The organism is Bradyrhizobium sp. USDA 4452 (assembly GCF_054063575.1).
Window position 1 is genome coordinate 6,754,979 of sequence record NZ_JBSSGK010000001.1, and the last position, 16,825, is coordinate 6,771,803.

The window sequence follows — 16,825 nt, forward strand, 5'->3', positions numbered from 1 at the left end:
GGCCTCTTCGCTTTTGACGGATGCCCGGCTCAGGGGCCGGGCATGACGAGCGGTGAATCTCACAACACCCGATTGCTCTCCTTCACCTTGTCGGCGTCGAGATACAGGTTCTCGCCCATCTCCTTGAACTTGGCGCTCATCGTCGCCATGCCGTCCTCGATGGTGCCTGAGATCGACGCCCCGACGCCGGTCGGGTCATTGAGCGTCGCGGCGTAGTCGCGGACGTCCTGGGTGATCTTCATCGAGCAGAATTTCGGGCCGCACATCGAGCAGAAATGCGCGACCTTGTGGGCTTCCTTCGGCAGGGTCTCGTCGTGGAAGTTCTTCGCGGTCTCGGGATCGAGGCCGAGGTTGAACTGGTCCTGCCAGCGGAAGTCGAAGCGGGCACGGCTGAGCGCGTCGTCGCGGAGCTGGGCTGCGGGGTGGCCCTTGGCGAGATCGGCGGCGTGGGCGGCGATCTTGTAGGTGATGACGCCGACCTTGACGTCGTTGCGGTCGGGCAGGCCGAGATGCTCCTTCGGCGTGACGTAGCACAGCATCGCGCAGCCGAACCAGCCGATCATCGCAGCGCCGATGCCCGAGGTGATGTGGTCGTAGCCCGGTGCGATGTCGGTCGTCAGCGGTCCGAGGGTGTAGAACGGCGCCTCGCCGCATTCCTTGAGCTGCTTGTCCATGTTGATCTTGATCTTGTGCATCGGCACATGGCCGGGGCCCTCGATCATGACCTGGCAGCCCTTGTCCCACGCGATCTTGGTCAGCTCGCCAAGCGTCTCAAGCTCGGCGAACTGGGCGCGGTCGTTGGCGTCGGCGATCGAGCCGGGGCGCAAGCCGTCGCCGAGCGAGAACGAGACGTCGTACTTGCGCATGAGGTCGCAGATCTCGTCGAAATGGGTGTAGAGGAAGCTCTCCTTGTGATGCGCGAGGCACCACTTCGCCATGATCGAGCCGCCGCGCGAGACGATGCCGGTGACGCGGTTGGCGGTGAGGTGGATATAGGCGAGGCGCACGCCGGCATGGATCGTGAAATAGTCGACGCCCTGTTCGCACTGCTCGATCAGGGTGTCCTTGTAGAGCTCCCAGGTCAGCTTGACGGGATCGCCGTCGCACTTCTCCAGCGCCTGGTAGATCGGCACGGTGCCGATCGGCACCGGCGAGTTGCGCAAAATCCATTCGCGGGTGGTGTGGATGTTGCGCCCGGTGGAGAGGTCCATCACGGTGTCGGCGCCCCAGCGGATCGCCCACACCATCTTGTCGACCTCTTCCTCGACCGACGAGGTCACCGCCGAGTTGCCGATATTGGCGTTGATCTTGGTCAGGAAGTTGCGGCCGATGATCATCGGCTCGAGCTCGGCGTGGTTGATGTTCGAGGGGATGATGGCGCGGCCGCGCGCGATCTCGTCGCGGACGAATTCCGGCGTGATGAAGGCCGGCACCGACGCGCCGAAGCTCTCGCCGTCGGCAAGCGCCGCTTCCGCGCGCTCGAGCTGTTGCTTGCGGCCGAGATTCTCGCGCTCGGCGACGTAGATCATCTCCTTGGTGATGATGCCGGCGCGGGCAAATTCAAGTTGCGTGATCTTGTGGCCGTCGAGGCCGCGCAGCGGCTTGTGATGCGCGGTGAAGGCCTTGGCGGCGTGGGATGCGCCGACATTGCCGTTGTCCTCGGGCTTGATGGTGCGGCCCTCATATTCCTCGACACCGCCGCGCTCCTTGACCCAGGCGAGCCGATTGCGGGGCAGGCCGGCGTTGACGTCGATCGTGACAGTCGGATCGGTGTAGGGGCCCGAGGTGTCGTAGACCGGCAGGTTCGGCTCGCCGGCGCCCTCCGACAGGATGATCTCGCGCAGCGGCACGCGGATGTCGGGTGCGCTTGCGGGCGTCGCGAAGATCTTGCGCGAGGCGGGCAGGGAGCCTGTGGTGACGGCGGGGAGCGTGGTGTCGGGGTTGGAGCGGATGTTCATGAGGGATCCTCCGTTTTAATTCGTGTCAGTTGAATTCGTCATTGCGAGCGCAGCGAAGCAATCCATGGACCCGCAAGCGGAGGAATGGATTGCTTCGTCGCTTGCGCTCCTCGCAATGACGGTGGTGAGAGCTGTGTGCATCACGCGGCCTCCGCACGGATGCCGAGCCATTGCCGGACCCGCGCGTCGGGGTCTGCGTTCTGGGTGACGTCGCTGACGACGGCGATCGAATCGGCGCCGGCGGCGAAGATCTCGGCGGCGTGCTCGAACTTGATGCCGCCGATCGCGACAAGCGGGATCGCGCCGATCCGCTTCTTCCACTCGGTGACCTTCGGGATGCCCTGCGGCGCGAACCGCATCGATTTGAGCGTGGTGAAGAAGATCGGGCCGAGCGCGACGTAATCGGGCTTCGCGGCCAGCGCGGTGGCGAGCTCGGCATCGTCATGGGTGGAGACGCCGAGCGTCAGCTTTGCCTTGCGGATTTCCGCCAGGTCCGCATCGGCGAGGTCTTCCTGGCCGAGATGCAGATGCTCGGCGCCGGCAACGATCGCGGCACGCCAATAGTCGTTGACGACGAGCCTCGTGCCCGTGCCCTTGGTCACAGCCAGCGCGTCGGTGACGATCTGCAGCGCCCCGGCATCGTCGAGCTCCTTGGCGCGGAGCTGGATGGTGCCGACGCCGAGCTTGGTCAGTCGTTCGACCCAGGCCACGCTGTCGACGACGGGATAGAAAGGATCAGGATACGGCATGCCAGAACGGGGTCCCAACGACAGGGGTGGAGGGGGAGGCGAAGTCGCGGGCTTCCATCAGCCCGGCTTCATAAGCGGTGCGGCCGGCCTCGACGCCGAGCCGGAAGGCATTGGCCATCGCAACCGGATCGGCGGCTTTCGCCACCGCGGTGTTGAGCAGCACGGCGTCATAGCCGAGTTCGAGCGCCTGCGCCGCATGCGACGGCGCACCCAAGCCGGCGTCGACCACCAGCGTGATGTCGGGCAGGCGGTCGCGCAGCAGCTTCAGCGCGTCGCGGTTGGTGATGCCCTTGGCGCTGCCGATAGGAGCTGCCCACGGCATCACCACCTTGCAGCCGGCTTCGACCAGCCGCGAAGCGACCGAAAAATCCTCGGTGCAATAGGGAAACACCTCGAAGCCGTCCTTGATCAGGATGGCGGCGGCCTCGACCAGGCCGACCACGTCGGGCTGCAGCGTGTCGTTGTCGGCGATCACCTCGAGCTTGATCCAGGGCGTGCCGAACAATTCGCGCGCGAGCTTTGCCGTGGTCACCGCCTCCTTGACGCTGCGGCAGCCCGCGGTGTTCGGCAGCACGGTGACGCCGAGCTCGCGGATCAAGGACCAGAACGCATCGCCGGTCTTGCCGCCCGCGGCTTCTCGGCGGAGTGATACGGTAACGATGCTGGCGCCTGAGGCGCGGATCGCGTTCTGCATGATTGCAGGCGAAGGATATAGCGCCGTGCCGATCAGGAGGCGGGAGGGAAAGGATTTGCCGTAGAAGGTGACCATGTGTCTCCTCAAATCAATCTGTCGTCCCTGCGAAAGCAGGGACCGATACGCCGCGGCCCTTCGATGAGGCACACGGGGAGGCGTTCGTTCCGCCAATAGCCGGTCGTGGTTATGGGTCCCTGCTTTCGCAGGGACGACGGGAGGAGGGAGCGTGCGAACAAACTCACCATCACCCTCCCTGCCGCGGCGTGATGATCTCGATCTCGTCGCCGGCTTTGAGATGGGTCTCGGCCCAGCGGCTCTTCGGCACCACGTCGTAATTCAGTGCGATCGCGAAATGGGTGCCCTCGTAGTCGAGCTCGGCCAAGAGCGCATCGACGCTGCCGGCGTTGATCTCCCGCTGCTCGCCGTTCACGATCACGCGCATTGCATCACCTCATTGTCGATTTCGCCGCGCGAAAGATAGGCGAGCGTCAGCTCGGCCAGCGCCGGCGCCAGCAGGAAGCCGTGACGGTAGAGTCCGTTCACCGTGATGCGTTCCTGCTCGATCCTGATCTTCGGCAGATTGTCGGGGAAGGCCGGACGGAGCCCGGCGCCGAATTCGACGATGCGCGCCTCGCCGAACGCCGGATGCACCACATAGGCGGCTCCGAGCAGCTCCAGCGCCGAGCGCACGCTGACGCCGCTGTCCTCGGCCTCGATCGAGGTCGCGCCCAGCATGAAGCGGCCGTCGCCGCGCGGGATCACGTACAGCGGCCAGCGCGGATGGATCAGCCGCACCGGACGCGACAATTCGACCTCGGTGGTCTCGATGACGATCATCTCGCCCTTGACGCCGCGCAGGCTCGGCTCGCGGTCGCGCCCGGCAAGACCGCGGCAGTCGATCACGAGGCCGTCGAGATCATCAACCTCGGCCTCGCTGCCGAACTTGATGGCGCCGCCGGCCTTCGCGATCGCGGCATGCAGCCGCGGCAGCACGCGGCGCGGCTCGACATGGCCCTCCTCGGGATAGAACAGGCCGTCACGGAAGCGGCCCTCGAGCGCCGGCTCGAGCGCGCGGACGCCCTCGGCGTCGAGCCTTTGATGGCCCGACGTGAGACGGGCGAAGCGCTCAAAATCGGCGCGGTCGCGCGGATGCGTCACCACCAGCGAGCCGTTGAACGCGGTTTCCGGAACGTGCTGCCGCCACAGCGCGAGCGAGCGGATGCCGAGCCGGGTGATGACGGGCTCGGCAGCCTCCTCCTCGCACCACGGCGCCAGCATGCCGCCCGCCCAGTGGCTTGTGGATTGCGTCATCGCCGCGTCACTGCGCTCGTGCAGGGTGACGGCACGTCCGGCCTCTGCGAGCAACAACGCATGCCAGGCGCCGGTTATGCCTGCGCCGATGATGGAGACGGGGGAATCCCCCCGCAGTCTTGATGTCTGATACATCCCTGTCCCTTCGCCGGCATGACCCGGATCAGGTTCAAAGGGTCACCGCGGTCCCGAACTGATCGCCTGACGGCGAAGTCCAAGCTTGCGGTATCTCAGCTCCTCCTTCGGAGCACCCCTCGGAACGCCCCTAATGTAGGCGGATGGGCGGACGTGTCAACTTGTATGCCAGGCGCGGCGGCGCTGCAGTGCCGCACCTCTGCGCGCGAGGTGCCGGCGGAACGATCGCGTGATTTGCAGCGGGAAGGACAGCCGGCCGTGGCGTGGACGTGAGGATGGTGTGGCCGCGATCAGCCTTATTTTTCTGTCTGTTCCGGCTTCGGCTCGGCATTATCCGCCGACATCTGGTCCTGCCTGGCGAGCTCTTTCAGTGGCGCGCCTGCGCCGCCATGCATCGCCTCCTTGAGGTGACCGCCGCGCTGCCGCTTTGCGACGTAGTAATACCCGCCCGCGAAATAACGCACAGCTCGATCGAAATCGCCATTGGCGGCGCGATAGGCGCCGGCGAGGTATTTGACGCCGTATTTGAGGTTGGTCGCGGCGTCGCGCAGCCCTTCGGCGGTACCGGTGTAGCCGACCCCGCGGGCGGTCGCGAGCTTGATCTGCATCATCCCGATGGCGCCGCCGCGCCCGATCAGCTGCGGATGGTATTTGCTCTCGCGCACAATGACGCGATGCACCAGATCTTCCGGCACCAGATTGGCCTGGGCCTCCGCCGCCACCATCGCCTCATATTGCGCCCGCGATTGTGCATGCGCACCGGCGCAGGACGCCAGTACCGCGATCGCGGCGGCAAGGTAGCTAAGGCTCTGAAGGGTCTTCATCTCGGGTCGCCCGGGGTGATCAAATGCGCGTCGGTTCTGCGGTCTCAATGGTACGGCGAGCGGGCAGGAATGTGGCAAAACCTTCGCATCGGCGAACGTTCTGCCTCCGTGACTGTCCGGGCGCGGGCGAAGCGGACGACGCGATTGCGCAGAGGGATGCTTCAAATTGTTTGCTTCGATCGTCTCAGCCGAAAATTGTTCTGGCCCCTGATTTCTTCTCCGATTCTCGCGCCCGCTTTTTGCCGCACGCTATCTACAGCGGATTGTCGTGCAAACGACTCGATCAAGGGCTACACTTGTGGATGACAGCGCGCGTGTTGAGTCAGCACGTCTGTCCATTCCAAAGCACGCAAGAAACAACATTCGGGAGATGCGCCATGGTCCGTCAGGACACCGGCTATATGCCTCGCGAAAATCCCTGCGCGCAATGCGGCAAGCCGATCGCCCGGCCCGATTGGGTGGAGCACAGCGAGGGGCGCACGTCGTTCCTGTGGAATTGCCGCGCCTGCAATTACCGCTTCGAGGCGATCGCGATCTACGACGCCGCGCAACTCACGCCGCTCGCCGCCTGATGTCTTGATGATCGGTCCGCTTCGCGCCGATCAGCTCCGGCTGATCAGGCTGCGGATTTCCGCGGCGGGTGCAGCAGCTGCTGCCGCGTCGGCAATTCGATCCGGACCACCAGCCCATGCGGCTTGCGATCGTGCAGCGACAACGTGCCGCCATGCGCGAGCACGATGGCGTTGGCGATCGACAGGCCAAGGCCGAAGCCCTCGGCCTCGTCCATGTTGCGCGCCTGGTCGCCGCGCACGAACGGCTCCAGCACGCTTGCCTTGTGCGCGTCCGAAATGCCGGGACCGTCATCCTCGATGTCGATGACGAGGCGATCCGGCTGGACGTCGAGGCGAACCGCGACTTCGCCGCCGAAGCGCACGGCATTGTCGACCAGGTTGGTGATGCTGCGATGCAGGTCGGCCGGCCGCGCGGTCGCCATCGCGTGCTGCGGACCCTCATAGCTGACCTTGTGTCCCATGTCGGCGAACTGGTCGGTGACGAGGTGCAGCGTGCTCGCGATGTCGACCAGCGTCATCTCCTCGAGCTTGCGGTCGTTGCGCAGGAACGACAGCACCGATTCCAGCATCGAGCGCATCTGGTCGAGGTCGCGCAGCATGCGGTGGCGATGGGCCTCGTCCTCGATGAATTCGGCGCGCAGCCGCATCCGCGTGATCGGCGTGCGCAGGTCGTGGCTGATGGCGGCCAGCATCTTGGTGCGGTCGTCGATCAATGCGGTGATGCGCTCGCGCATCCGGTTCAGCGCCTTGGCCAGCGAGCGGATCTCCTCGGGACCGCGTTCGGGCAGCGGCGCCGCCGCGCCGTTCAGGCTGAAGGTCTCCGCGGCCTTGACGAAGGACGACAGCGGCGCCGTCAGCGCCCAGGCCGCCCACAGGCCGAGCAGGGTGACGCTGATGACGGCGAACAGCACCGTCATCATCCACGGCCCGCCCCAGAATGGCCTGATGTGCTGGTCCGGCATCAGGTTCGCGGCGAACATGCCGCCGTCAGGCAGGCGGATGGCGACGCGGCGGATCTCGTTGTCATGCGGCGTGCCGCCCGCCTCGCGCGGCAGCTGGAAGACGCGATAGCCGGCGCCGAGCCGGCGCAGCGCATGGAGGTTCGGCGTGTCGGTCTCGGTGAGGCCGCTGGCATCGGACGTGAAGTCACCGATCGCGAGCTGCGGGAACGCTCTGATGATGTCGGCCTGCAGCCGCGGCCGCTCCGATGCCGGGGCATGCCCGAGCAGCTGCGCGGTGGCGGCGAGCTGGGTGTGCCACCGGTCGGACGGCTCCGGCCGGTCCGGGCGATGGATCAGGAAGGTAGCGGTGATGATCAGGTGCAGCGCGACGATCGAGACGACGACCAGCGCCGCCATCTGGGCGCCGATCCCCCGCAGACTCAGCACGCGCAGCAGCTTCATGGTCAGTTGCTCGTGGCGGCAACCGCCTCCACCCTCGGAGTGAACACATAGCCGCCGGACCGCACCGTCTTGATCATGGTGGCTTCCTGCGGATCGGGCTCGATCTTGCGTCTGATACGGCTGACCAAGACGTCGATCGATCGCTCGAATGAGCCGGCGCTGCGGCCCTGCGTCAGATCGAGCAGGCTGTCGCGCGACAGCACGCGGCCGGGCCGCTCGCAGAAGGTGCGCAGCAGGTCGAACTCGGCGCTGGTCATGGCGACGCGCGCCCCTTCGGGATTGCGCAGCTCGCGCAGACGGATGTCGATGCGCCAGCCGAGGAAGGTCAGCGTGGTCGCACCCTCGATCGCGCTGGCGTTGCGCGCGGCGGCCTGCCGGCGCAGCACCGCGTTGATCCGCGCCAGCAGCTCGCGCGGGTTGAACGGCTTGGCGAGGTAATCGTCGGCGCCCATCTCGAGGCCGAGGATGCGGTCGACGTCCTCGCCGCGAGCGGTCAGCATGATGATCGGCGTCTGCGACTCCGCGCGCACCTTGCGGCACAGGCTGAGGCCGTCCTCGCCCGGCAACATGACGTCGAGCACCAGCAGATCCACGCGGTGGTCGGTCATGGCCTTGGCCATTTCACGGCCGTCGGAGGCGGTCGTGACATGGCAGCAATTGGTGCGGAGATATTTTGCGATGAGAGACCGCGTTTCGCGGTCGTCCTCGACGACGAGGATATTGGGCGCAGCCTGGGTCATACCGATCTTTTTGTCCGTGATTCGGGGGAAGGCGGCTCAGGAATTTTGTTTCAGTGTATGTCTGAAATCTTGCCCGGCATAACGAGTTAACAGGTTGGCACCGTGGAGAAAAGTCAGCGTTCTGTCATCAAGCCTAATCGGTTGAAATCCGGGTAGAACTGTCCCATGGCGCGCGTCGGTCCCGCGGCGCCATGGCGGCCCGGAAAAGGGAAGGGCGGCTGTCATATCCAGTGCCGGAACCCGTTACCCGGGCGCCGCGTTGTTTCTCTTTCAGGCCAGGAGGGTGAGATGGCTGTCGAGGTCAGGACAAGGCCGCATCAGCTCATTGCAAGCGATCGCGTCGAGGGGACGGCGGTGCGCCGGACCAATGGCGACATGATCGGCCATATCGAACGGCTGATGATCGACAAGATCTCGGGCAAGGTGTCGTACGCGGTGCTGAGCTTCGGCGGCTTCCTCGGTATCGGATCCAATCTGATTCCGCTGCCTTGGGGCCGGCTGCACTACAACCCCAAATTCGAGGCTTACGAGCTCGACATCGAGGACGACGAATTGAAGCGTGCGCCCTCGTTCCGTGCCGACAAGGACTTCGATTGGGGCGACCGCTCGCAGGAAGTCGAGCTGCATCGCTTCTACGGCGTGCCGCCCTATTGGGGCGGCTTCTGAGCGAGGCACGTCACGCTCGATCAGCTTTCGTAGCGCGGGGTTCGCCGGGACGGTTGGTGAGCCAAACATCGTCACATCAGGGACTGCGCGCCCGGTGCAGCGGTAAGGCTCAACCGCAGCCTGCTCGAGAGATCGCGATCGCTGTCGTCAAGGACCGCAACGTCCATGCGTTGCAATATGCGCAGCTTTCGGGCTTGCCGTATCGTCTCGACGGCGTTCCCGGGCATGCGTTCCCAAACCTCGGGCGGCGTTTGGGCGCAGGCCGATTAGGAACGGTCGCGCACATCACGAGTTTTCCCAGCATCGATTTTGCGAACTGAGGAGAGCGCATGATGTTGATCAAATCCATCGTTGCCGGCGTGGCCGGCTCCGCACTGCTTGCGACCGTTGCGTTTGCGCAGGCACCCGCTGACAAAGGCGACAAGATGGATCCTGCGGCAACGACAACGGCCACGTCGCCGAGCTCGTACAAGGGCGACTGGCGCGCCTCGAAGGTCGTCGGCCTCAGCGTGTATAACGACAGCAACGAGAGCGTCGGCTCGATCAATGACCTTCTGATGGACAAGGGTGGTGCCATCAAGGCGGTCGTGATCGGCGTCGGCGGCTTCCTTGGCGTCGGCGAGCATCTGGTCGCCGTGCCGCTCGACAAGGTGAAGTTCGTCAACGAGCCCGTCGCCTCGACCAGCGCGGCAAACACTGGCAGCACCAACAAGTCGACGACCACCACGGGCGCGGCGCCCGCGGCCACCACGTCGAAGACGAATCCCTGGTATCCGGATCACGCGGTGTTCAGCGCGACCAAGGATGAGCTGAAGGCGATGCCCGAGTTCAAATACACGACCGAGTAACCCGGATCGCGTTGCCTGAAAGTCGAATGCGCCCGGCGATGCCGGGCGCATTTGTCAATGGGGTGAACGACAGCTCCCTTGTGGGCGTCACCAGCCGAGTTCACCCAAATACGCAGCGCGGGCGGCGACGCCGGTGTGGGTGAAATCGGTGAACACTCCGTCGACGCCGAGACGGAAGAACTTCAGATATTCCTGGCTCGGATCGCCGCGGTAGTCGGCAGCCAGATATTTCTTCTCGTTCCGGAACGTGAAGACATGCACGAACAGGCCGAGCTTGTGCGCGTCGGCGATGACGCTGGTTGGCTCCTGCGTCGAAGCTTCCGCCGTCGATCCCTTGGTGGGCTTGCCGTCGGCGCCGCTGTCCTTCCACGGTGAGATCTTGTAGGGCACGATATAGGCCTTCCACGGACCGATGCCGTCGGCATAGGTCTTGATCTCGGCGAGGCCCTCGGGCGTCAGCATCGCATCGAAGGTGCGGCCGTCACCCGCGACCGTCCAGTCATACGGACGGGAATTGGCGATGTTGTTGAGCAGCACCTTGCCGGTCTTGAAGTCGACGCCGTTGCCGTCGATCAGCTGGACCTGCCGGGTTTCCAGTCCGTGGCCGCGCATGTATTTCAGGCTGCCGGGCTCGAAGCTCTGCACGATGATCGGAGCGTCTTTCGCGTTGAGGCCGTTCTCCTTGATGATCTTGATCAGGGCGTCCTCGAGCGGGCGGCTGCCGGGCGCGCCGCAGCCATTGGCGATCGCCTGGGCATTGTTCCAGGTCGGGTTCTTGGTTTCCGGATAGACCGAGATCGTGCGCCCCGTCGCCTTGCTCTTGGCCTTGGCGATGTCGATGATGTCCTGGAAACTGATGATCGGAAACTTGCCGTTGAACAGTTTCGGCCGTTCGTTGGCCGCATCATAGGTGGTGCCGGCGATCCATTCTCTCAGCTCAGCCATGGTGAAATCGGTGATCGACCAGTCATTGGTATGGTCGTCGCCATCGGCGATCAGCGCCTTCAGCACCGATTTCGGATCGGCCGGGTCGACGAGATCGGTGGGATATTCAACGGGGCCGCTGGTCGAGGTTTGCGCCCATTTCACCTTGACCGGAACGCCCGGCACGGTGCGCTTGCGCTTAGCGACTTCCGGATTGGTCTTCGCCACCTCGGCGACGTTGGTGTTGTCGCCGAGCCATGGATTGTGGCGCGCCACCAGCACGCAATCCTTGGTCAGATGCAGGTCCTCCTCGAGCGAGTCGGTGCCGAGGTCGGCGGCAAGTTCATACGATGCCTCGGTCTCCTCGGGCACCAGGCCCGGCACGCCGCGATGCCCGATCACGAGCGGCAGCTTGCCGTCGACGGTCAGGAATGGTTTCGCGCCTGATGGCGCCGCGCCGGTTTGCGCCGATGCCATCGACGGCGGCAGAACGGCCAGGGCCGCCACACCCAGCAGCATCGCGCCAACATGCACCTTCCGTCGCGAACGAATCTGCTTCACGGCCAAGTCTCCATCTTTTCTGCGGCTCGATGCCACAAGGTCCGGGCTGCTGTCTTGTCTCAATCTTCTGACAGTCCGATGACTGTTGGCCGAGGCGGGCCGTCAAAAGCATTGAGATGCGCCCGGGGCAGCACGCTGGTCATCGTGGCACGCAGCCAGACGCCGCGCATTGTCAACGCTCGATCCGGACGCTCATGCCGGGCTCGAGACCTTCCGCGGCGCCTGCGGGATCGAGACGCAGGCGCAACGTGTTGCGGTCGTGATCGCCGATCACGCGCTCGGCCTGCCAGGTGGCGAACACCCCGAGCGGCCGCAATTCAGTGATGGCAGCCTTGGTGGTGGCGCCGGAACCGTTCGGTATCACGCTCACGGTCTTGCGCATCGCAAGGCCGTCCAGATGGTCCTCGCGCACATTGAACGACAGCCATTGCTTGCCGGCCGCCGCAATCATCAGGATCGGCTGACCCGCACGCACGTTCTCGCCGACTTCGGCCGCGATCACGCTGACCACGCCGTCGACCGGTGCGCGCAGCACCATCTTGTCGAGACGGCGCTCGAGCACCGCGACGGCGGCCGCGGCCGCCTGCACTTGTGCGTCGGCGATGGCGCGTTCCTCCTTGGTCGGTCCCGCGACGGCGGCATCGTAATTGGCCTGGGCCGCGGCCACGCCGGCGCGCGCGGCGGCAACGTCGTTCTCGGACTGGTCGAGCGCCTGCTGGGTTTCAAAACTTTGGCTCGCCAGCGTGGTGATCCGCTTGAGCTGCGTCTCAACATAGTCGAGGCGCGAATTGGCCTTGGAGATCGCGGCTTTCAGCGCATCGATCTGCTCGCGCCGGACGCCGGCATAGACGTTGTTGCGGCTCGCCACCGCGGCGGCGAGCGCGGCCCGCGCCTGGTCCGCCTGTGCGGTCAGCTCGACGGCGGAAAGCTTGGCGAGGACGTCGCCGGCGTGCACCTGCGCGCCTTTCTCGACCGCGATCGACACCAGCTGGCCGTTCACTTCCGGTTCGATCCTGACCTCGGTCGAGCGGACCACGCCGACGATTGCGGGCGCCGGCGTCGCGCGGCTCTCGGCATAGACCAGCGCACCCGCGACGAGCACGAGCGGGATCGCGACAATGGCGACGCGCCTAGCGTTGGGCATGTTGCTGTCCTCTCTTGAACACCAGCGCGGAGATCACGGCGAGCACGAAATAGCCGAGCGCCAGGCACCATAGCCTGAGCCAGTCGTGCGAGACCTCCCAGAGGCTGGCGCCGAGCTGGTTGATGCGCACGAGGCCGTCGATCGCCGAGTCCGCGGGGAACAGCCGGCCGAGCGCCGTCGCCGCAGGGGGGATGGCCTCGCGCGGCCATGCGAAGCCGGCGGTGAAGAATTGCGGCAGGCTGGTTGCCAGCAGCAGGATGGTGGCGTTCTCCGGCCGTGTGAACCAGGCGCCGATCGCCTGTCCCAGGAAGCTCGTCGCCAGCAGGAAGACGGTCGCCAGCGCGAAGATCTGCGGCAGATGGCCCAGCGTCGAAAAGCCATAGATCCGCGGCAGCACGATCAGATACAGCGCGAGCGCCGGCAGATAGAGGGTCAGATGGGCCACGCTGCGACCGAGCACGCCCGCGACCGTGCTGCGGGAGTTCGCCAGCGCCGTGCCGGTCAGCATCGCCGCGCCGATCAGCAGCGTCTGTTGCAGGATCAGGATGAACGCCGCCGGGACGATGTAGCTCGCATAGCCGCCGACCGGGTTGAAGATCGGTTGCAGCAGGACGTTGGCCGGGCTGAGGCTTGCGAGCTTCGCCTTGACCAGGCTTGCGTCGGCGCGGGCGCCGCGCGACACCAGCTCGGATGTCAGCGTGCCGATCGCGGTGGCGACGGCGCCTGCGGTCGACCGGAAGATGAACAGATAGGTGGCGTCCGCGTAGACCGGGATGTGCGCGGTGAGGCCCTTGAGCACATCGCGCTCGGTGCCAGGGGGGATCTGCACGGCGGCAAATGCATAGCCGCGATCGATCGCGCTGCTCGCCTCCGCAAGGGTGCGGGCGCGCACCGTCACGCTCAACGTGCCGCTGGCGTCGAGCGTCTCGACGATCTGGCGCGAGAGATCGCTGAGATCGTTGTCGACGACTGCAATCGGCAGCTTGCGCAGGATCTGGCTCAGATAAGGCTGCGGATAATAGATGCCGTAGACCAGCGGCGCGAGGAACAGCAGGCTGAAGGCGTTGCGCGTGCCGAGCACGCGCCGCCACTCCGCCACGAAGGCGCCGCCGACGCCGGGTGCGACCTGCTCGCTGACCGCCGGTTCGCTTGGCCGCGCCGCCGCGAACCAGCCCCTGCGCGTTAGGCTCGCCATGCGCAGCAAGGCGAGCGCGGCAAACAGCAGCGTGAGGCCCGCGAGCGCCGCGAAGGGGATTGCCGATTCCGATGCCGGCAATCCGCGCGCCGCCTGTCCCATCAGGACTGCCATGTACCAGCGCAGCGGCAGGATCGCGCTCCAGACCTGTGCGAACGTATTCATGCCGATGATGGGAAAGCCGACACCGGCATATCCGAAGGCAGGGGAGGCGATCAGGCCGGCAAGGCCGAGCCCGGTCGCGAGGTCGCCGACCAAAAGCTGCAGCAGGGCGCCGAGCGACAGATAAGCGATGATCAGCAGCAGGCCCGCGGCGATCATCAGCAGCACGTCGCCCTTGAACGGAATCTGCAGCACGCCCTCGAGGATCAGCGGCTGGGCCAGCATGATCAGGATGAAGATCACGAACAGCGGCGCCAGCTTGCCGGCGAGTGCGGCGATCGGATCGCCGCCGGCGCTTTCCAGCCACTCGCGCGCATTGCGGCGGCGGAATTCGGAGCCAACCGAATAGCCCGCGGCGAGCGTGATCACGACGTGGATGATCGTCGGCAGCAGCGCGCGCAGCAGGAATTGCGCATAGTTCTTCTGCGGATTGACCAGCGCGATGGTCTCCGCGGATAGCGTTCCCATCGATGCCGGGCCGGGCGCGGCGCGGTTGGCCGGAGCTGCCGCGCTCGCAGCTGCGGACAACACATCGTTCAGGCCCGACGAGGCGATGCCGGCCGCGGTCAGGAATTGCTGGTTGTAGAAGCCGACCACCTGCGGGCGGCGATCGGCCTTCAGGTCGCGTTCGAAATTCGGCGGGATGAAGATCGCCGAGATCGCCTTGCCGGACCGGATGTCCTGCACCGCGGTCGCCAGCGAACCGGAATCGTCGACGATCCGCAGACTCGGCGACGCTGCGACGTGCTGCGTCAGCGCGCGCGAAGTATCCGACTTGTCGGTGTCGACGACGGTGACGCCGAGGCCGCGGATCACCGGTTGGCTGAACACCGTGGTCAGCACCACGAAGGCGAACAGCGGCACGCCGAAGATCAAGAGCAATGCCACGCGGTCACCGAGCAGCCACCGCCACTCGCGCTGCGCGACCCGCCAGAATCCGGGCTGCGATGCCAGCCTCATTGCCGCGACCGCCAGTCGAGATAGGCGCTCATGCCGGGCCGCAGCTCGGGCACCGGCTGCACCGGATAGGCGCGGATCGAGAATGTCCGCAGATCGAAATCGCCGGTGGCGCGGGTCGCGCGCCAGCTCGCATATTCGCCCTTGGTCGCGATCAGCTTGACCTCGACCGTGACATGACGGTCGTCGAGCGCCGGAATCCGGACGTCGAACTTGTCGCCGACCTTCAGGCCCTTGACGAGGTCCTCGCGCAGATCGAAGTGGATCCAGAGATCGCCGAGATTGATCAGCGTCACCAGCGGCGCGCCCGGCGAGACGAACTCGCCCGGCTCGACGTTGCGCTGATAAACCTGCGCCGCGACCGGCGCGTAGACCGCGAGCTGATCGATGACCGATTGCACACTCTGAATGTCCGCTTCGGCCTTCTCGACATTGGCTTTCGCGATCGCGCGTTCTTCCTTGGTGTAGCCGTTGACCGCCTGCTCATAGGCCGATTTCGCCTGATCGAGCCCGCGCTCGGCCTCGTGCAGCGCATCGGTGGTCTGGTCGAGGCGGGCCTGCGGCGCGTTGCCTTGCTCGGTCAACGTCTTGGCGCGATCGAAGGTCTTCTGCGCCAGCACCTGCGCGGCCTCCGCGCGCTGCATTTCCGCCTTCCGCGCGGCGATGGTCTCGACCCGCGTTCCAACCATGACGTTGGCGAGTTGCGCGTCGGCGACCGCCTTGGCGGCGCGCATCTGATCCTGCTTTGCCAGCGTTTCCGGATTGTCGATCTTCACCAGGACGGCGCCCGCCGCCACGTTCTGGCCGCGCTCGACCGGGATCTCCTTGACGCGTCCGTCGACGCGCGCGGCGATATCGAGCCGCGTTGCATCGACTTCGCCCTGCACGAGCAGCGGCTCGGGCCGCAGCAGATAATAGACGGACAGCGCAATGATGATCGCGGCAATGACGCCGACGATGATGGCCGGCATGCGCGTTGACGCGTGTGCGTTGGCCTCGTGCGCTGCTTGTGGTGGCTCCGACGTGCTTCGGCTCTCGCTACCAGAAGGTGACACGTCCATAGCTGCCCCCACATTGGCTCACGACCAGGATAGTCATTCACTATGGCGTGGATGTTAAATCCTGCCAACCTCGGCAGCCTGTCCGATCCGGCTCGAATTTGACCGAAGTAACCGCGTCCGGTGTAGCCGAAGCGAACTCGTTTCGATGTGTGCCGCATCGACGCGCGGTTGGGTGCACGATTCCAGCGGCGGATTAGTGCCGCGCATCGGCTGGACGCCTTGAAGCGCGCGCAGCTCGCGTGCTCGGCGCAAATGACGAGCCATCCTGCCGTGACGTCGAAGTCGGATTCCGCCCAGATCCGTGCCTGAAGCCGCACCAGTCGCGTGGCCTGAGCAGGCCGCCATTGCGGGCTGCGCATGGCATCGCCGGTGACACGGATATTTGAAGCCGCGCGCCCGAATAAATCGCATCCGATTAAATCAAGATACTTGAAGACCGATTGCGTCAGGCCTTTATCAGGCGGGAACGAATTAATCGTATGCGATGTAAATCGCGGGAGCGTTACCATGACTACCAGGATTTCTCACCTCGCCGGGACGTTCAGAACAAGGACGTTCAAATCCATCGCGCTGGCAGCAGCGCTGTCGGCCATCACGGCGACGGCGGCCTCGGCCCAGGCTGCAATCTCCGAGCCGGCAGCCTACCAGGCGCTGTATCCCTATCGTGACGTGCTCAATAACGGCGCGCCGACCCGCGCGGCCGCGCTGGTGCTGCAACCGCCGGCGGTGTTGCAGGCGATCCAGCAGCGGGAGGCCGGCATCGGCGTTGCGGATGTGCCGCGCCACGTTTCGCATCGCGCCAGGCGCTGACGGTGCGGGCCGCTCGCGCGGCTGTGATTGAATGATACATGTCATTCTATTGACGCCGGGCGTGCCGGGACTAACTCGAACCACAGGACCTTCCCTCACGACGGAGACGTT

At 65.5% G+C, this 16,825-nt stretch carries 16 protein-coding genes and 1 riboswitch; of the genes, 4 read left to right on the top strand and 12 right to left on the bottom strand.

Annotation, left to right across the window (positions count from 1 at the left end; translation table 11 throughout):
* Nucleotides 1-59: 59 nt before the first annotated feature.
* The 6 genes from thiC to ACVISU_RS31620 all read right to left on the bottom strand — a co-directional run bounded on the left by thiC (nucleotide 60) and on the right by ACVISU_RS31620 (nucleotide 5,671).
* Nucleotides 60-1,958, bottom strand: a complete 1,899-nt coding sequence (gene thiC / locus ACVISU_RS31595) for a phosphomethylpyrimidine synthase ThiC (protein ID WP_050403187.1) — start codon at nucleotides 1,956-1,958, stop codon at nucleotides 60-62.
* Nucleotides 1,959-2,098: 140 nt separating this feature from the next.
* Nucleotides 2,099-2,707 (bottom strand): thiamine phosphate synthase, encoded by a 609-nt coding sequence (locus ACVISU_RS31600; protein ID WP_456709538.1) that lies wholly within the window; start codon nucleotides 2,705-2,707, stop codon nucleotides 2,099-2,101.
* Entirely contained in the window at nucleotides 2,694-3,476 is a 783-nt protein-coding gene (locus ACVISU_RS31605; protein WP_050403189.1) for a thiazole synthase, read from the bottom strand. Before ACVISU_RS31605 ends, ACVISU_RS31600 begins: the two co-directional genes overlap by 14 nt.
* A 169-nt stretch (nucleotides 3,477-3,645) precedes the next feature.
* Entirely contained in the window at nucleotides 3,646-3,843 is a 198-nt protein-coding gene (gene thiS, locus ACVISU_RS31610) for a sulfur carrier protein ThiS (protein WP_456709539.1), read from the bottom strand.
* Nucleotides 3,834-4,847, bottom strand: coding sequence for an FAD-dependent oxidoreductase (locus tag ACVISU_RS31615; protein WP_050403191.1), 1,014 nt, complete (start codon nucleotides 4,845-4,847; stop codon nucleotides 3,834-3,836). Before ACVISU_RS31615 ends, thiS begins: the two co-directional genes overlap by 10 nt.
* A riboswitch (TPP riboswitch) is annotated at nucleotides 4,835-4,977 on the bottom strand. It overlaps the preceding gene by 13 nt.
* Before the next feature lie 166 nt (nucleotides 4,978-5,143).
* Nucleotides 5,144-5,671 (bottom strand): transglycosylase SLT domain-containing protein, encoded by a 528-nt coding sequence (locus ACVISU_RS31620; protein ID WP_456709540.1) that lies wholly within the window; start codon nucleotides 5,669-5,671, stop codon nucleotides 5,144-5,146.
* Between the two features lie 377 nt (nucleotides 5,672-6,048).
* Between ACVISU_RS31620 and ACVISU_RS31625 the strand changes: the two genes are divergently transcribed.
* On the top strand, nucleotides 6,049-6,243 hold the full coding sequence (locus ACVISU_RS31625) for a hypothetical protein (RefSeq protein ID WP_456709541.1): 195 nt from the start codon (nucleotides 6,049-6,051) through the stop codon (nucleotides 6,241-6,243).
* A gap of 44 nt (nucleotides 6,244-6,287) precedes the next feature.
* On the opposite strand, the gene ACVISU_RS31630 is transcribed toward ACVISU_RS31625, so the two are convergent.
* Nucleotides 6,288-7,646 carry an ATP-binding protein gene (locus ACVISU_RS31630; RefSeq protein WP_050403194.1) on the bottom strand — a complete coding sequence of 453 codons (1,359 nt, stop codon included), beginning with the start codon at nucleotides 7,644-7,646 and terminating at the stop codon, nucleotides 6,288-6,290.
* Nucleotides 7,647-7,648: 2 nt separating this feature from the next.
* Nucleotides 7,649-8,386, bottom strand: a complete 738-nt coding sequence (locus tag ACVISU_RS31635) for a response regulator (protein WP_456709542.1) — start codon at nucleotides 8,384-8,386, stop codon at nucleotides 7,649-7,651.
* A gap of 288 nt (nucleotides 8,387-8,674) precedes the next feature.
* Between ACVISU_RS31635 and ACVISU_RS31640 the strand changes: the two genes are divergently transcribed.
* Nucleotides 8,675-9,052 (top strand): PRC-barrel domain-containing protein, encoded by a 378-nt coding sequence (locus ACVISU_RS31640; RefSeq protein ID WP_050403195.1) that lies wholly within the window; start codon nucleotides 8,675-8,677, stop codon nucleotides 9,050-9,052.
* Between the two features lie 332 nt (nucleotides 9,053-9,384).
* On the top strand, nucleotides 9,385-9,900 hold the full coding sequence (locus tag ACVISU_RS31645; protein WP_456709543.1) for a PRC-barrel domain-containing protein: 516 nt from the start codon (nucleotides 9,385-9,387) through the stop codon (nucleotides 9,898-9,900).
* A gap of 87 nt (nucleotides 9,901-9,987) precedes the next feature.
* Here the strand turns inward: ACVISU_RS31645 and ACVISU_RS31650 are convergent, their stop codons facing one another.
* From ACVISU_RS31650 to ACVISU_RS31665, 4 genes are all read right to left on the bottom strand, one after another.
* Nucleotides 9,988-11,385, bottom strand: a complete 1,398-nt coding sequence (locus ACVISU_RS31650; protein WP_456709544.1) for a glycerophosphodiester phosphodiesterase family protein — start codon at nucleotides 11,383-11,385, stop codon at nucleotides 9,988-9,990.
* Between the two features lie 172 nt (nucleotides 11,386-11,557).
* Nucleotides 11,558-12,529, bottom strand: coding sequence for an HlyD family secretion protein (locus ACVISU_RS31655; RefSeq protein WP_456709545.1), 972 nt, complete (start codon nucleotides 12,527-12,529; stop codon nucleotides 11,558-11,560).
* Nucleotides 12,516-14,846, bottom strand: coding sequence for an ABC transporter permease (locus ACVISU_RS31660; RefSeq protein WP_456709546.1), 2,331 nt, complete (start codon nucleotides 14,844-14,846; stop codon nucleotides 12,516-12,518). The genes ACVISU_RS31655 and ACVISU_RS31660 overlap by 14 nt, the downstream gene beginning before the upstream one ends.
* Nucleotides 14,843-15,814 (bottom strand): HlyD family secretion protein, encoded by a 972-nt coding sequence (locus ACVISU_RS31665; protein WP_063695358.1) that lies wholly within the window; start codon nucleotides 15,812-15,814, stop codon nucleotides 14,843-14,845. The genes ACVISU_RS31660 and ACVISU_RS31665 overlap by 4 nt, the downstream gene beginning before the upstream one ends.
* Before the next feature lie 597 nt (nucleotides 15,815-16,411).
* Here ACVISU_RS31665 and ACVISU_RS31670 point away from each other — a divergent pair.
* Nucleotides 16,412-16,714 (top strand): hypothetical protein, encoded by a 303-nt coding sequence (locus ACVISU_RS31670; protein ID WP_456709547.1) that lies wholly within the window; start codon nucleotides 16,412-16,414, stop codon nucleotides 16,712-16,714.
* The last annotated feature ends 111 nt before the right edge of the window (nucleotides 16,715-16,825 follow it).

Bases quoted from the DNA above. Each gene is read 5' to 3' on its own strand.
- thiC (WP_050403187.1), bottom strand. From the start codon at position 1,958: ATGAACATCCGCTCCAACCCCGACACCACGCTCCCCGCCGTCACCACA.
- ACVISU_RS31600 (WP_456709538.1), bottom strand. From the start codon at position 2,707: ATGCCGTATCCTGATCCTTTCTATCCCGTCGTCGACAGCGTGGCCTGG.
- ACVISU_RS31605 (WP_050403189.1), bottom strand. From the start codon at position 3,476: ATGGTCACCTTCTACGGCAAATCCTTTCCCTCCCGCCTCCTGATCGGC.
- thiS (WP_456709539.1), bottom strand. From the start codon at position 3,843: ATGCGCGTGATCGTGAACGGCGAGCAGCGGGAGATCAACGCCGGCAGC.
- ACVISU_RS31615 (WP_050403191.1), bottom strand. From the start codon at position 4,847: ATGTATCAGACATCAAGACTGCGGGGGGATTCCCCCGTCTCCATCATC.
- ACVISU_RS31620 (WP_456709540.1), bottom strand. From the start codon at position 5,671: ATGAAGACCCTTCAGAGCCTTAGCTACCTTGCCGCCGCGATCGCGGTA.
- ACVISU_RS31625 (WP_456709541.1), top strand. From the start codon at position 6,049: ATGGTCCGTCAGGACACCGGCTATATGCCTCGCGAAAATCCCTGCGCG.
- ACVISU_RS31630 (WP_050403194.1), bottom strand. From the start codon at position 7,646: ATGAAGCTGCTGCGCGTGCTGAGTCTGCGGGGGATCGGCGCCCAGATG.
- ACVISU_RS31635 (WP_456709542.1), bottom strand. From the start codon at position 8,386: ATGACCCAGGCTGCGCCCAATATCCTCGTCGTCGAGGACGACCGCGAA.
- ACVISU_RS31640 (WP_050403195.1), top strand. From the start codon at position 8,675: ATGGCTGTCGAGGTCAGGACAAGGCCGCATCAGCTCATTGCAAGCGAT.
- ACVISU_RS31645 (WP_456709543.1), top strand. From the start codon at position 9,385: ATGTTGATCAAATCCATCGTTGCCGGCGTGGCCGGCTCCGCACTGCTT.
- ACVISU_RS31655 (WP_456709545.1), bottom strand. From the start codon at position 12,529: ATGCCCAACGCTAGGCGCGTCGCCATTGTCGCGATCCCGCTCGTGCTC.
- ACVISU_RS31660 (WP_456709546.1), bottom strand. From the start codon at position 14,846: ATGAGGCTGGCATCGCAGCCCGGATTCTGGCGGGTCGCGCAGCGCGAG.
- ACVISU_RS31665 (WP_063695358.1), bottom strand. From the start codon at position 15,814: ATGCCGGCCATCATCGTCGGCGTCATTGCCGCGATCATCATTGCGCTG.
- ACVISU_RS31670 (WP_456709547.1), top strand. From the start codon at position 16,412: ATGACTACCAGGATTTCTCACCTCGCCGGGACGTTCAGAACAAGGACG.